Source organism: Mycobacterium sp. (genome assembly GCF_035506235.1).
In the GTDB taxonomy this organism is placed as follows: domain Bacteria; phylum Actinomycetota; class Actinomycetes; order Mycobacteriales; family Mycobacteriaceae; genus Mycobacterium.
In genome coordinates, this window is sequence record NZ_DATJPU010000296.1 from 15,493 (window position 1) to 30,582 (window position 15,090).

At 63.3% G+C, this 15,090-nt stretch carries 6 protein-coding genes; 5 read left to right on the forward strand and 1 reads right to left on the reverse strand.

The genetic code is table 11. The annotated features are described in order from the left end of the window. Positions 1-80: 80 nt before the first annotated feature. Positions 81-1,970 carry a glycoside hydrolase family 15 protein gene (locus VMD50_RS27830; RefSeq protein ID WP_325432861.1) on the forward strand — a complete coding sequence of 630 codons (1,890 nt, stop codon included), beginning with the start codon at positions 81-83 and terminating at the stop codon, positions 1,968-1,970. Between the two features lie 60 nt (positions 1,971-2,030). On the opposite strand, the gene VMD50_RS27835 is transcribed toward VMD50_RS27830, so the two are convergent. Further along, the gene (locus VMD50_RS27835; RefSeq protein WP_325432863.1) at positions 2,031-4,214 is read right to left on the reverse strand and encodes an acyl CoA:acetate/3-ketoacid CoA transferase; all 2,184 of its coding nucleotides are present in this window, start codon (positions 4,212-4,214) and stop codon (positions 2,031-2,033) included. Between the two features lie 613 nt (positions 4,215-4,827). On the opposite strand from VMD50_RS27835, the gene otsB reads away from it, so the two are divergent. The 4 genes from otsB to VMD50_RS27855 form a co-directional block, all read left to right on the forward strand. Further along, complete coding sequence (gene otsB / locus VMD50_RS27840) at positions 4,828-8,793, forward strand: trehalose-phosphatase (protein ID WP_325432865.1); 3,966 nt, start codon at positions 4,828-4,830, stop codon at positions 8,791-8,793. An 82-nt stretch (positions 8,794-8,875) separates the two neighbouring features. Further along, the gene (locus tag VMD50_RS27845) at positions 8,876-10,549 is read left to right on the forward strand and encodes an NAD(P)-binding protein (protein ID WP_325432867.1); all 1,674 of its coding nucleotides are present in this window, start codon (positions 8,876-8,878) and stop codon (positions 10,547-10,549) included. Positions 10,550-10,557: 8 nt separating this feature from the next. Beyond that, a complete protein-coding gene (nifJ, locus tag VMD50_RS27850; protein WP_325432869.1) occupies positions 10,558-14,139 on the forward strand; it encodes a pyruvate:ferredoxin (flavodoxin) oxidoreductase in 3,582 nt (1,193 codons plus the stop codon). Beyond that, positions 14,136-15,090: dihydroorotate dehydrogenase-like protein (locus VMD50_RS27855; protein ID WP_325432871.1), on the forward strand; the 955-nt coding region annotated here is incomplete at its 3' end. The genes nifJ and VMD50_RS27855, both read left to right, overlap by 4 nt.

The window sequence follows — 15,090 nt, forward strand, 5'->3', positions numbered from 1 at the left end:
TCCCATACACGTCATCAACGCCGTCGCATTGTGGAACTTGCTGAGTCACGCGGTGTGCCGGCTCGGGCCGAGGAGGACCTGTGAACGATTACCCGTTGATTGCCGAGCACGGCATCATCGGCGATCTTCAGACTGCCGCACTGGTGTCTTCCGCAGGAACGGTCGACTGGTGGTGCTCTCCGCGATTCGATTCGCCGAGTATCTTCGCATCGCTACTCGACAGTGAGCGCGGCGGTTACTGCCGGATCTCCGCGGATCAGTCGACCGACGGCGACGCAACGGTGCGGCAGCTCTATCTTTCGGATACGGCTGTTCTGCTGACTCGGTTCATGTCTCCCAGCGGCGTTGGTGAGGTCGCGGACTTCATGACACCGCTCTCGTGCCCCACTCCCACCGACCGGCACCGCTTAGTAAGGGTCGTTCGGGTGGTCCGGGGCCGCCTTCCGTTCACACTTACGTGCCGCCCACGCTTCGACTACGGTCGCGCTTCGCACACCCTTGCCCCGATCGATGACCGCTCGGTAGTTTTCCGTGGTCCGACAACCGATCTGCATCTACAGTCCACCGACCTGGTCACACTGCAGGCCGATGGCCGCGATATCGTCGCACACTTCACCCTGGCGGCCAGCGAGATAGCCGTCATCGTTATGACCAGCGTCGCCGGCGATACCCCCGCGCCGGCCGCACCATCAGTAGACGGCATCACTGACGAACTGGAGGCATGCCGCACGTTTTGGGCGTCGTGGCTGCGCGCCTCGACATATCGCGGACGCTGGCAGGACATGGTCAACCGATCGGCGATCACTCTCAAGCTACTCACCTACGCTCCGACTGGTGCGCCCATCGCTGCAGCCACGATGGGACTGCCTGAGCAGCTCGGCGGCGAGCGCAACTGGGACTACCGCTACACCTGGATCCGCGATGCATCGCTGTCGGTAAGAGCCTTGATAGATCTCGGCTTCAGCGAGGAGGCTCAGGCCTACCGCCGTTGGCTGGGCGATCGCCTAGAAGCCGCGGACACCGCCTCCGGCGAGCCTCTGCAGATCATGTACCGGGTTGACGGCGATCCGAACCTATCGGAGGAGATCCTTCACAACTTCGAGGGTTACCGGGGATCGGCGCCGGTGCGGGTGGGTAACGCGGCCGCCGACCAGATCCAGCTCGACATTTACGGTGAGGCCGCCGACGCTTTGGCGCAGGTGCGTCATCTGGGCGTGTTCGGCGAGGATGTCGGCCTGATGATAGCCAGCGACATCGATATCCGCGGCTGGCAGGGTTTCGCCAACGTTCTCGACTGGTTGACCGAGAATTGGGAACGGCCCGACGAGGGCATCTGGGAAACGCGGGGAGGCCGCCAGAACTTCACCTACAGCCGCCTAATGACATGGGTCGCGTTCGACAGGGGCATTCGCCTTGCCATGAACTACTCCCGTCCCGCAGATGTGGCCCGGTGGACTGCTGTCCGCAACGCCGTCTACGACCAGATCGTTGAACGGGGCTGGAGTGAAAAACGGCAAGCGTTCGTCCAGCACTACGGGACCGAGGTGCTGGACGCCTCGCTTTTGCTTATGCCCCGCATGGGCTTCGTTTTCCCGCGCGACCCCGCGTGGCTCACGACTCTAGACGCGATGGGCGAGGAACTGGTCAGCGACAGTTTGGTCTACCGGTACAACCCTGATGCTTCCCCGGACGGTCTGCGCGGCAGCGAGGGAACCTTTAACCTGTGCAGCTTCCTGTACGTCGAAGCACTCGCCCGCGCGGGGCGGCTTCATGAGGCTCGGTATGCTTTCGACAAGATGCTCACCTACGCCAATCACGTCGGCCTCTTCGCCGAAGAGATAGGTCCCTCGGGCGAGCAGCTCGGCAACTTCCCCCAAGCGTTCACTCACCTCGCCCTGATTGCCGCAGCCCTGGCGCTCGATGAACAACTTGATCGGGTGGAGCAACGGGCACCAAGACTGCCTACTTGAGCCAAAGTCGCAGCGGTGTCGGCACCGACGTGTGGTCATGTCCTTTTATCTTCAACGGGGCTACTTTTCAGCCTCATATGTGACCAGGTATGAGCGCCGGAAAGGTTTCGTCGCCGTATCCCAATCGTCTAGCGGGATGCAAGCCGTTGCCCTCTTGAAAGCAGGATCTCTGGCCAGGATTTGTCGCTCGAATTCGGTCCACATCTCGGCATAAGGGAGACTGGGGTCCGCGAAGGCCTGCTTCTGCTTCTCGATGAGGGGCATGTCTCTCAGTGCTGACTGTGACGATGACGGAAGGTGGGAGATTGCTTCGGTTCTGCTTTCGTAGATGTGGGGTGCGAGGCCGCGGCCGGCGAGTTGGTCGTGGAGTTTGAGGCGCATGAACGAGCTAGTGGTGTAGCGGCTCGCGGATAGGTAGAAGCGGTCGGCGAAGTCTCTTATCGACGCGACCCAGAAATCGTAGAAGTCGGCGGGGAGGAAGAAGTTGTCGTAGTTGGCGACGAGATGGACCTTCTTGCCGACCTCGAGGAGGCGGGCTTCGATGGCGGAGCGGATCGCCTCGGCCTCGGCGGCGGTGGTGACGGCGATTCCTTCCATGTTGAGGAAGAACACGTTGCGTTTGGCGTCGTAAGCGAAGCGCGCGTCGAGCGGAACCGACAACAAATGCTCTTTCAATTCCATTGTTTCGGGGGCGAAGATTCGTGAATCCATCAGGGTCGGTTCGTCATCGATGATGGGTTTGAAGCTCATGTGGGCGAGGATGTCTTTGTCGATGTCCACACCGGGGGCGACTTCGGTGAGCTGCAAGCCGTTTTCGGTCAGCTCGAAGACGCAGCGGTCGGTGATGTAGAGCACGGGCCGGCCGGTCTTGACGGCTTGGGCGCCGCTGAAGGTGCGTTGTTCGACCGCGTCGATGAACTTTGCCATGGCAGGTGTCGGGTCAACGACGATGCGACCGTCTTCAACACGGGTGCGGCTGGGCGCGAGGAAGGTACCGAGGAAGAAGATTTCTTTGGCGTTTTGGCTGATGTCGATGAACCCGCCGCAACCGGCGATTTTGGGTCCGAATCGGCTGACGTTGATGTTGCCCTCGCGGTCGGCTTGGGCCATGCCGAGGAATGCGGCGTCGAGGCCCCCGCCGTCGTAGAAATCGAACTGGTAGGGCTGGTCGATGATGGCGTGCGCGTTGACCGCGACGCCGAAGTCCAAGCCGCCGACCGGCATCCCGCCGATGACACCGGGTTCGGCGGTCAATGTCAGATAGTCGAGGATGTGTTCTTCTCTGGCGACGCTGGCGACGCCTTCGGGCATACCGATGCCGAGGTTGACGACGCTGTTCGCGTGCAGCGCGAACGCTGCACGCCGCGCGATGACCTTTCGTGCGTCCAGCGGCATGGGTGCCGCCGCACGCAGCGGTACGTGTACTTCCCCGCTGAATGCGGGGGAGTACACGGTGCCGAAGGTCTGCCAGTGGTGGTCCGGTGTCGAGACCACGACGCAGTCGACCAGCACGCCGGGAATCTTGACCTCGCGCGCGTTGAGTGAGCCGCTGCTGGCGAGGCGCTCGACCTGCACGATCACCAGGCCGCCGGCGTTGTGGACGGCGGTGGCGATCGAAAGCCCTTCCAGAGTGAGAGCTTCTCGCTCCATGGTGATGTTGCCGTCGGCGTCGGCGGTAGTGCCGCGCAGCAAGGCGACATCGAGCGACAGCGCCTTGTAGAAGAGGTATTCCCTGCCGCCGAGGGTGAGCAGCTCGACAAGGTCCTCGGTCGTTCGCTCGTTGACCTTGCCGCCGCCGTACCGCGGGTCGACGAACGTGCCGAGCCCGACGTGGGTCAACAGTCCGGGCTTGCCGGCGGCGGTGTCGCGGAACAGTTGCGCGAGAACGCCCAGCGGCAAGTTGTGCCCGGCGATCTTGTTCTCGAAGGCGAGTTTCTGGATCGACGGGCACATTCCCCAGTGGCCGCCGATGGCGCGGCTGAGCAGCCCAGGGTGGCAGATGCGGTCGAGTCCGCGGCCGCTGCGGTCGCCTTGGGCGACGGCGAAGACGAAGCCGAGATCCCGTGGTGCGCCGGTGTCCAGGAAGCGTTGCTCGAGGGCGATGGTCAGTTCCTCGGGGTAGCATTCACCACCGAAGCCCTCGATGGCGACGGTGTCGCCATCGCGGATCAGCCGCACGGCCTCGGTGGCGGTAACGACCTTGTCGCGTCGGGCAGTCGGCAGCAAATCTGCGACGGCGGCCATCGGTCCTCCTTCGGGTGCGGTGGGCCAGCGGGGCGCCACCCGGATTGTTCCGCGATGCGGATGACTTGCTGGTAATTATCGACTTGGCGATCATCGCCCGCCAGCCCCCAGCAGCCGATAGACCCGGCGCATCCTGTTCTCTGGCAACGGATGCTCGGGCACTGCCGCGGCGTAGGCGTAGATATGCCGGCCGTGGCCCTGATGCCCTGCGCTGCAACGAGTGCAGATCTGCATCGCATACGCCTACACCTCGGCGGGCAGATCGGCGGGGTCCCTCGTCGGGTGCCGGGCGCATCTGCCCCGCTTTGCCGAGGATGCGCAGGGCCTCATCTTGGATCGCGCGCGGCCCGCTGGATCGCACCTTGGATGCCGGTGGGCCATCGGCGCCAACCCAGGATCACGGGGTGTGCCTGCTGCTTGCGCATTTCGCCGTCCTTCCACGCTCTGGCACGACGCCGAGAGTCCGGGAGACACGTTCCTAGAGGGCATAGGTCACCAAGTTGTTGGCCATTGGGCCTCATTTCATGTCCAGCCCTTGCGGGGTGATACCTCAACGGCGATATGGTCGTCTCGCCAACGCGTTTCGGCGCGCTCAGCGTGCACCATTTGCTCAATGGAAGGGACGCTGGCCATGAAGTTTCCCATAACTATCGACCCGCGCTATCACGACGCGGTGATCTTCGACCTCGGCGGTGTGGTGACTGACACCCCATGGATCCATCAGGCGGCGTGGGCCGCCCTCTTCAACGATTACCTTGCCTCGCGGCCCGAGGCACCTGGCGAGGATCACGCGCCGTTCACCGACGCCGACTATCGGCATTTCGTCGATGGCAAACCGCGGTATGACGGGGTGGCGGACTTCTTGAAGTCCCGTGGCATCTCGCTGCCGTGGGGCACCGAGACGGACGATACCGATGACACCGTATGCGGCCTGGGCAATCGGAAGCAGAAGCTGTTTCTAGACCTGTTGGCCTCCGGCGTGCGGGTGTTCGAGTCGACCGTCGAGCTGGTGCGGCAACTACAGCAGCTGGGCATCGGCACGGCCGTCTTCTCGGCCAGCCGCAACTGCGAACATATTCTGCAGGCTGGCGGGATCGCGGATCTCTTTCCGGTTCGCGTCAACGGCGTGGTCGCCAAGGAGCTCGGGCTGCCCGGCAAGCCCGATCCCGCGGTTTTGCTCGAAACAGCCAGGCGGGTGGGGGTCCGTCCGGATCGATGCGTGGTCGCCGAGGACTCGGAGGCCGGCGTGACCGCCGGGCGCGACGGCGGATTCGCGCTCGTCATTGGCGTGGACCGCACGGATCACGGCGAGGAGCTGCTTCAGTCAGGGGCCGACGCGGTGGTTGTGGATATGGTCGCCGTCAGGGTCGCAACCGGTTTCGAAAAGATGTCGGCGCTGCCGGACGTGCTGGATTCCTACGGAGAGATGTCCACCATGATCGCCATGCGGCGACCCGTGGTGCTCTTCGATTTCGACGGGACGTTATCTGAGATCGTCGACGACCCCGGTGCCGCCACGCTGATCCCCGGGATGGCCGACGCGTTGAACTCGTTGGCGTCGCACTGCCCGGTGGCCGTGGTGAGCGATCGCGCCATGGAGGACATTCGGGGACGCATCGGCCTGCCCGGTCTCTGGTATGCGGGAAGCCACGGCTTCGAGCTGACCGCACCCGAGGGCACGCATTATCAGAACGACGAAGCCATGGCGGCCGTCGGCGTGCTCGAGCACGCCGCGGCAGAACTGAGCAATCGGTTGTCGGGCATCGACGGTGTACTGGTGGAAAACAAGCGTTTCTCCGTCGCCGTGCATTACCGCAACGTCGCGTCCGACCGGGTCGCAGAGGTCACCACTGCGGTGCGGATCATCGGACAGCGCAACGGCCTACGGACGACATCGGGCCGCAAGGTCATCGAGGTGCGACCAAACCTGGACTGGGACAAGGGCAAAACGGTCGAGTGGATCCTCGAGCAAGTCGACGGCCAAGGACCGACTTTCCCGATCTACGTCGGCGACGACCTCACCGACGAGGACGCCTTCGACGCGGTGCGTCACAACGGTGTCGGAATTGTCGTGCGCCACGCCGAGGACGGCGATCGACGGTCGTCGGCGCGGTTCGCGCTCGACAATCCCGAAGCGGTGCGCCGGTCCGTCAAGCGGCTCTCCGAGCAGCTCGCCGACGAGCAGGACACTTCCAACAATCCGTGGACGATGACGTACGGGGGCTATGAGCCCCGTGACGAGCGCATGCGCGAGGCGTTGTGCACCATGGGCAATGGCTATTTCGCTGTCCGCGGATGCGCACCGGAGTCGCGCGCCGGCCAGTTTCACTACCCGGGCACATATGTCGCAGGTCTTTACAATCGGCTGACCGACCAACTCGCCGGCACCACCATCGACAACGAAAGCATGGTGAACTTGCCTAACTGGCTGGCGTTGACGTTTCGGATCGACGGCGGTCCGTGGTTCGACATCGACGACACCACGCTGTTGAGCTATCTGATCACCATCGACCTGCGCCGTGCGGTACTCACCCGCGAAATACGGTTTCGCGACGAATCCGGCCGCACGACCAGTCTGACGCAGCGCCGATTCGTCGCGATGCACCGTCACCATGTGGGCGCGATGGAAACGACAGTGCTGGCCGAAAACTGGTCGGGACGGCTGGAGTTTCGATCCCTCATCGACGGCGATGTTCAAAACACGGGCGTGGAGCGTTACCGCGACCTGTCGTCGCGCCATCTGAACCTATGTGGCATAGGGGAATTGTCGAATGACTCGGTGGTTTTGGAAGCCGAAACAAGTCAGTCGAAGATTCGAATCGGAGTCGCGGCGCGCAACACCGTGTGGCGCAACGATGAGCCGGTCGCGGCCGATTATCGCATCGTGCGGGATGAGGCCCGAATCGGGCATGACATCGCCCTCGACATCGCGGCGGGCGAGTCCGTCATCCTCGAAAAGCTTGCCACGCTCTTTACGGGACGTGACCATGGGATATCGGAACCCGCCACCGAGGCCGAACGCGAGCTCAACCGCCTCGGCCGATACGCAGAGCTCGAACGTGGCCACCAGTTCGCGTGGGCACACCTATGGGAGCGCTTCAACATCGAGATGGGCCGAGACGCCAACGCACTGCGGATCCTGCGCGTTCACCAGTTGCACCTTCTGCAAACGCTTTCGCCGCACACCGCTGATATCGACGTCGGGGTGCCCGCGCGTGGGCTGCATGGCGAGGCATACCGAGGGCACATCTTCTGGGACGAGCTGTACATCTTTCCGGTGCTGAACATCAAGCTGCCCAAGGTGACTCGAGCGCTACTGTTGTACCGGTACCGACGGTTGCCCGAGGCCCGCAGAGCGGCTAAAGAGGCCGGCTACGCTGGCTCAATGTTCCCGTGGCAGTCGGGCAGCGACGGCCGCGAGGAAAGCCAGCAAATGCATCTCAACCCGCGCTCGGGCCGGTGGCTTCCCGATCCGAGCGCACGGGCCCATCACATCGGCATCACGATCGCCTACAACGTGTGGCAGTACTATCAGGTCACCGGCGACATCAGCTTCCTCATCGACTATGGGGCGGAGATGCTGGCCGACATCGCCCGATTCTGGGTGAGCCTGGCGACCTTCGATCCGGCGCGCGAACGCTACGTGATCCGCGGTGTTATCGGGCCCGACGAGTTTCATTCCGGATACCCCGGCCGTGGCTACGACGGCATCGACAACAACGCGTACACCAATGTGATGGCGGTCTGGACGATCCTGCGCGCGCTGGAGGCCCTCGAGCACATACCGATCTACTACCGAGTCGCCCTGCTGGAGACGCTCGGCATCGACGACAAGGACCTTGAGCACTGGCAGGATGTGAGCCTGCGCATGTTCGTGCCCTTCCACGACGGCGTGATCAGCCAATTCGAGGGCTACGAGCTGCTGCGCGAATTGGACTGGGAGAGCTACCGCAAGCGATACGACAACCTGCAGCGGCTCGATCGCATCCTCGAGGCCGAAAACGACAGCGTCAACAACTACAAGGCCTCCAAGCAGGCCGACGCGTTGATGCTGTTCTACCTGTTGTCTTCCGACGAGCTGTACGATCTCTTCGGCCAGCTTGGATACCGCTTCGCGCCCGAACAGATACCGAGGACGGTCGACTACTACCAATCCCGCACCTCGCACGGCTCCACATTGAGCGCCCTCGTGCACGCCTGGGTCTTGGCTCGCGGCAATCGTAATCAAGCGATGCAATACTTCGACCAGGCGATGGCTTCCGACGTCGTCGACATCCAAAAGGGCACCACGGCCGAAGGGATACACCTGGCCGCGATGGCGGGCACAATCGACCTCGTGCAGCGCTGCTTCACCGGGCTGGAACTTCGCCGTGACCGGGTTGTACTCGAACCGCTGTGGCCGAAATCGCTTGGCAAGTTGGAGTTCACGTTGCGCTACCGCGGCCATCGGTTACACCTGTGGGTCAGTGGGCGCAGCGCGCAGCTCAGTGCCGAGAGCGGCGTCGCCGCGCCGATCGAGGTCGAATGCCGTGGCGAGACGAAACAGCTGAAGCCAGGCGGCACAATCCGATTCGGGTGAAACCGCTACCAAATAGGTAGGTGAACACGACTCAAGCTGCGGTGGAGGTGCTTCGATTGTGTGTTCTTTGAAGTTGCCTGATATGACGCAAGTCCTGCAGGAGACGACGCGCAGGGGTGTGGGCAGTCAGCGTTGGCAACGGCCCGTCTACGTTGATCTTCTTCCGCCATGTAACCACGCCTGCCCGGCCGGAGAGAATATCCAGGCTTGGCTGGCACAGGCTCAGGCCGGAGAATATGAAGAGGCGTGGCGTGCGCTGGTTGATGACAACCCGCTTCCGTCGACGCATGGGCGAGCCTGCTATCACCCCTGCGAAAGCAGCTGCAACCGCGCATCTTTGGACGCGCCGGTCGCAATTCACGCAGTAGAGCGTTTCCTCGGCGATCTCGCGGCTGACAAGGGTTGGCGGGTGTCGGTCGCACCGCCGAGCGGCAGGAAGGTGCTGGTTGTGGGAGCCGGACCGGGCGGGTTGGCCTGCGCCTACCACCTTGCGCGGATGGGCCATCACGTCGAGATCCGTGACGGCGCCGGCGAACCCGGAGGCATGATGACCTTCGGAATTCCGGCCTACCGCCTGCCGCGCGCGCCGCTGCGCAAGGAGATCGGCCGCATCACCGCCATGGCCGGGATTGCGCTTCAATGCGGCCAGCGGGTCGATGATGTGGTGGCCGAAAAACAGAAGGGCGGCTTCGACGCGGTCTTCGTCGCGGTGGGCGCGCAAGAAGCCAATCACCTGAACATTCCGGCCATGGACGGCAAGAAGATCATCGATGCGGTCACCCTGCTTGACGAGGTGCAAGAGGGCAAGGCGCCCAAGCTTGGTCGTTCGGTAGCGGTCATCGGCGGCGGCAATACAGCCGTGGATGCCGCGCGCACCGCCCGGCGGCTGGGGGCTGAGGACGCGCTGCTGGTCTACCGCTCCGATGTGGCTCGTATGAAAGCGCAGCCGGCCGAGGCCAGTGAAGCGTTTGCCGAGGGCGTGAAGATCAAGTGGCTGAGCACCGTGGGGCAGTTCGGCGCGGACGGCATCGTGATCGAAAAGCTCAAAATGAACCCCGACGGCAGCGTCACCCCGACCGGCGAGACCGAGCGGATCGCCGCCGAGTCGGTCGTGCTGGCAGTCGGGCAGCACAGCGATCTGTCATTGTTGCGCAGCGCGGCGGACGTCAAGATCACGCCCGACGATGTCGTTGAGGTCGACGAGGTGTTGATGACCGGTCATCCCGGGATCTTTGCCGGCGGCGACTGCATCGGCGGCGCGCGGACTATGACAATAGCGGTCGGACACGGCAAGCTCGCGGCCCGCGCTATCGATGCCTGGATGCGCGGCGAGACCTACCAACGTCCGATATCGCATCCGCTGGTCACGTTCGACATGCTCCATCTGCTGGACTATCTGGACGCGCCGCGCAGCCAACAGCAGAAGCTGCCGGTCGCCCAGCGGACGGGGTTCGGCGAAATTGTCGCTGGCCTCGATGAAGCGCAGGCGCGCTATGAGGCGCGGCGCTGCCTGTCGTGTGGCAACTGTTTCGAATGCGACAATTGCTACGCGGCCTGCCCCGAACAGGCGATCACGCGCCTCGGCCCCGGGCACGGTTACCACGTCAGCATGGACCTTTGCACCGGCTGTGCAACGTGTTTCGAACAGTGCCCCTGCCACGCCATCGAGATGGTTCCCGAACCGCAGGGCGAGTCGCCGCCTCTCGGAAGTCTCGGCGAGCCGTTGGCGCCAAGCAGTTTCAAGGTACGGACCTAGAGGCACACATGACCGATCAGACCGCCACCATGGACGGCAACACCGCGGTTGCCCATATCGCCTATCGCGTGAACGAGGTCTGCGCCATCTATCCGATCACGCCCTCGTCGACGATGGCAGAACTGGCAGATGCCTGGTCGGATCAGGGCATCAGGAATGTCTGGGGCAGTATCCCCGTCGTGCAGGAGATGCAGTCCGAGGGGGGCGCCGCGGGCTGTGTCCACGGTTCGCTGCAAAGCGGCGCGCTGACCACGACCTTCACCGCGTCGCAGGGCCTGATGCTGATGCTGCCCAACATGTACAAGATTGCCGGAGAGCTGACGTCGACGGTATTCCATGTGGCAGCAAGGGCGCTGGCCGCCGGTGCGTCGTCGATCTTCGGCGACCACCAGGACATCATGGCGGCACGCGGCACCGGCTTTGCCATTCTCGGGGCAGGTTCGGTGCAGGAAGGCCATGATCTCGCGTTGGTTGCGCAGGCCGCGACGCTGGCGGCGAGGGTTCCCTTCATCCACTTCACCGACGGCTTTCGCACCTCACACGAGTACAACAAGGTGTCGCTGATCCCGGACGCTCAAATCAGGGCGATGATCGATGACGATCTGGTGCGCGCCCATCGCGAGCGCGGCCTCAGCCCGGAGCATCCGGTCATCAGGGGAACCTGGCAAAACTCGGATACCTACTTCCAGACCCGGGAAGCAGTCAACCCCTTCTACGCCAAAGTCCCTGAGATCGTTCAGTCGGCCATGGATCATCTCGGAACCCTTTGCGGACGGCACTATTCACTGTTCCGCTATGACGGCCCCGCCGACGCCGAGCGTGTGGTCGTCAGCATGGGCTCGAGTGCCGAGGTCGTGCGCGAGACGGCGCGGTGGCTCAACCGGCAGGGCGAAAGGGTCGGCGCAATACAGGTTTTGCTGTATCGACCGTTTTCTGCCGAACGCTTTCTGAATGCGCTGCCCGAAACCGTCCGCTCGATCGCAGTGCTCGACCGGACAAAGGAGCCCGGCGCGCCCATGGAGCCACTCCACTCCGATGTCGTGGCCGTGCTCGCCGAGGCCGTCGCGGCAGGCCGGCTGCGACACATGCCGCGGGTGATCGGCGGCCGGTACGGCCTGTCCTCCAAGGATTTCCACCCGGGGATGGCCAAGGCCGTATTCGACGAGCTGAAGAAACCCGATTTCCGGAATCACTTCACCGTCGGGATCATCGACGACGTCAGCCAAACCAGCCTCGACTACGACCGGACGCTGGATATCGAGCCTGAAGACACCGTCCGCTGTGTGTTTTTCGGGTTGGGTGCCGACGGCACAGTCGGAGCCAACAAGAACAGCGTCAAGATTCTAAGCGAGGCGCCCGATCGCTATGCGCAAGCGTATTTCGATTACGACTCCCATAAATCGGGAGGGGAGACAGCATCACACCTGCGTTTCGGTAAGAGCCCGATCACTGCGCCCTACCTGATCCGTCATGCTGATCTCGTCGCCTGCCACAAGTTCAGCTTTCTCGCCAAGCGCGACATACTCAGCCCGGCAGTTCCCGGTGCAACGTTCCTGCTCAATAGCCCATACGGACCGAACGAAGTCTGGGATGAGCTTCCGCGTCAGGTCCAGAAGCAGATCCTCGACAAGGAACTGCGCTTCTATGTCATCGATGCGTCCGAGGTGGCGCGGCAGAACGGGCTTGGGCCGCGGGTGAACACGATTCTCCAGACGTGCTTTTTTCATCTGGCCGATGTTTTACCGCCGGTGCAGGCCGTGGCCGAGATCAAGCGCTTCGTCCAAAAGACTTATGCCGGCAAGGGCGACGCGGTTGTGAAGCTGAACTTCGCCGCCGTCGACGCCGCGATCGACGCCCTGCATGAAGTCGAGGTCCCCGGAGCGGTTACCAGCACACATGATGTCCCACCGATCGTTCCGCCGACGGCGCCGGAGTTCATCCGGGAGGTCACCGGAGAGATCATGGCCGGACGTGGCGACGACATCCCGGTCAGCCGCATCCCCGCAGATGGCACATTTCCCGTGGGCACGACGAAATACGAGAAGCGCAACATCGCCGTCGAGGTGCCGATTTGGGATCCGGACCTGTGCATCCAGTGCGGCCAATGCAGCATCGTCTGCCCACACAGTGTCATTCGCGCGAAGACATATCCTGCAACGGGGCTCGAAGGCGCACCCGACGGCTTCAAGTCCGCCCCGGTCAATGCGCGGGGTTATCCCGACTCGCGTTTTACGTTGCAGATCTACGTCGAGGACTGCACCGGATGCGGTGTCTGTGTCGAGAATTGCCCGGCGTATAGCCAGACCGGCGACGACCGGCGTGCCATCAACATGGACGAGAAGTTGCCCATCCTCAACCAAGAGCGGGAAAACATCGCGTTTTTCGACACGCTGCCCACGCCCGACCGCCAGCGGGTGAACTTCGCCAATGTGCGTGGGGTGCAACTGTTGGAGCCACTCTTCGAATTCTGCGGCGCCTGTGCCGGTTGCGGCGAAACGCCGTATCTGAAGTTGATCTCACAGCTTTTCGGCGACCGCCTGCAGATCGCCAACGCGACGGGGTGTTCGTCGATATACGCCGGCAACACCCCCGCCCATGCCTGGAAGGCCAACGCGGAGGGCCGCGGTGTGGCATGGTCGAATTCGCTATTCGAGGACAACGCCGAATTCGGCTTGGGCTACCGGCTGGCAATTGACGAGCAGACGAGCCTCGCCCGAGGCCTGTTGGAGACGCTTGCTTCGCAGGTCGGTGAGGATCTGGTCAGGGCGCTGCTCGATGCCGAACAGCGCAGCGAGTCCGACTACGCGACGCAGCACGCCCGCGTTGCGGCCCTGAGGGACAAGCTGAAACGGATCGACTCGAGCGATGCGAAGATGCTAATGAGCGTGGCCGATTTCTTGGTGCGTCGCAGCGTGTGGATCGTCGGTGGCGACGGCTGGGCCTATGACATTGGATATGGCGGGCTCGACCATGTGCTGGCGCAGGGCCGCGACGTCAACATCCTCGTCCTGGATACCGAGGTCTACTCAAACACCGGAGGCCAGGCGTCGAAGGCAACCCCGCTTGGGGCGTCGGCAAAATTCGCAGCTGCAGGTAAGCGGGTGCCGCGCAAGGATCTTGCCATTCAGGCCGTCGCGTACGGCAATGTCTATGTGGCGCAGATCGCGCTCGGCGCGAACTCCGAACAGGCGCTGATCGCGCTGCGCGAGGCAGAGGCGTACGAAGGCCCGTCCATCGTTCTTGCCTATTCGCAGTGCATTGCCCATGGGATCGACATGCGTGCTGGCATGAAGCTGCAGGCACGTGCGGTGGCGAGCGGCCACTGGCCGCTGTTCCGCTTCGACCCGACGATGCGCAAAAAGGGTATGAACCCGTTCCGGCTTGACTCCCCGCGCCCGCGAATCCCGTTGGAAGACTATGCCTATCGCCAGCTTCGCTATACGACACTGAAGAAAACGCATCCCGAAGTGGCGGCCGAACTGCTGCAGCAGGCCGAGGCGGCCGCAAACGAACGCTACCGGCTCTACGAAGACCTCGCCGCGCGGGATGGCAGCCGCTTCCTGCCGCATTGGGAGGACGTCACCCAATGACCGAATTCGACCTTGGGACCCGATATCTGGGGCTTGAGCTGAAGCACCCGATCGTCGCCTCGGCATCGCCGCTCAGCTCCGATCTCGACGGCATCCGACGGCTCGCCGATGCCGGGGCCGCCGCGATCGTCATGGCCTCGATCTACGAAGAGCAGGTCGTCGCCGAGGAGTTGGCAGAGGCGGCATTGCGCGAACAGGGGGGTGAGACACAGCCGGAGGCGACGGGATATTTCCCTGAGGTGACCGCCGATCTGGGCGGGCTGGAGAGCCGGTTGGAGCTGCTCCGCCGCGCATCGGAATGCGCGGACGTGCCGATCATCGCCAGCCTGAACGCGAAATCCGCTGCCGGCTGGGTCGATTTCGCGCGTCGGCTGGAACAGGCCGGCGCCAGCGCCATCGAGCTGAACATCTACCGCGTTCCCGCCGACCCAGCCGAGACCGGTGCGATGCTCGAAGACAGTTATGCCGAAATACTTCGCGGGGTGAAGGCGACGGTCAGCGTGCCAGTCGCAGTCAAGATCGCCCCGTTTTTCAGTTCACCCGGGAACATGGCGACGAAACTGGTGCAGGCCGGCGCCGACGGCATCGTGATGTTCAACCGTTTCTACGAACCCGACATCGACCTGGCGTCGCTGGCGCCGCAGATAGACCTACAGCTCAGCACACCTTACGAAATCCGGCTGCCATTGATGTGGATCGCCCTACTGTCGCGACATCTGGAAGCCTCGATTGCGGCTACCACCGGCGTGTGGAGCCGTGACGAAGTCGTCAAATATCTGCTGGCCGGCGCGGATGTGGTGATGACGACCTCAGCCCTGCTGAAGCACGGTCCCGATCATCTGACCACGCTGGTGGACGGTCTGCGCGACTGGATGGACAGCCGGGGTTTCGAATCTGTCGCCAGCCTCAAGGGCAGGCTCGCGGCGGGGCGGCGTCCTGGCGACGCCGCGG

What these genes read in the sequence shown, in the direction of transcription:
- nifJ (WP_325432869.1), top strand. Translation starts at nt 10,558, where the DNA reads ATGACCGATCAGACCGCCACCATGGACGGCAACACCGCGGTTGCCCAT.
- VMD50_RS27845 (WP_325432867.1), top strand. Translation starts at nt 8,876, where the DNA reads ATGACGCAAGTCCTGCAGGAGACGACGCGCAGGGGTGTGGGCAGTCAG.
- VMD50_RS27835 (WP_325432863.1), bottom strand. Translation starts at nt 4,214, where the DNA reads ATGGCCGCCGTCGCAGATTTGCTGCCGACTGCCCGACGCGACAAGGTC.
- otsB (WP_325432865.1), top strand. Translation starts at nt 4,828, where the DNA reads ATGGAAGGGACGCTGGCCATGAAGTTTCCCATAACTATCGACCCGCGC.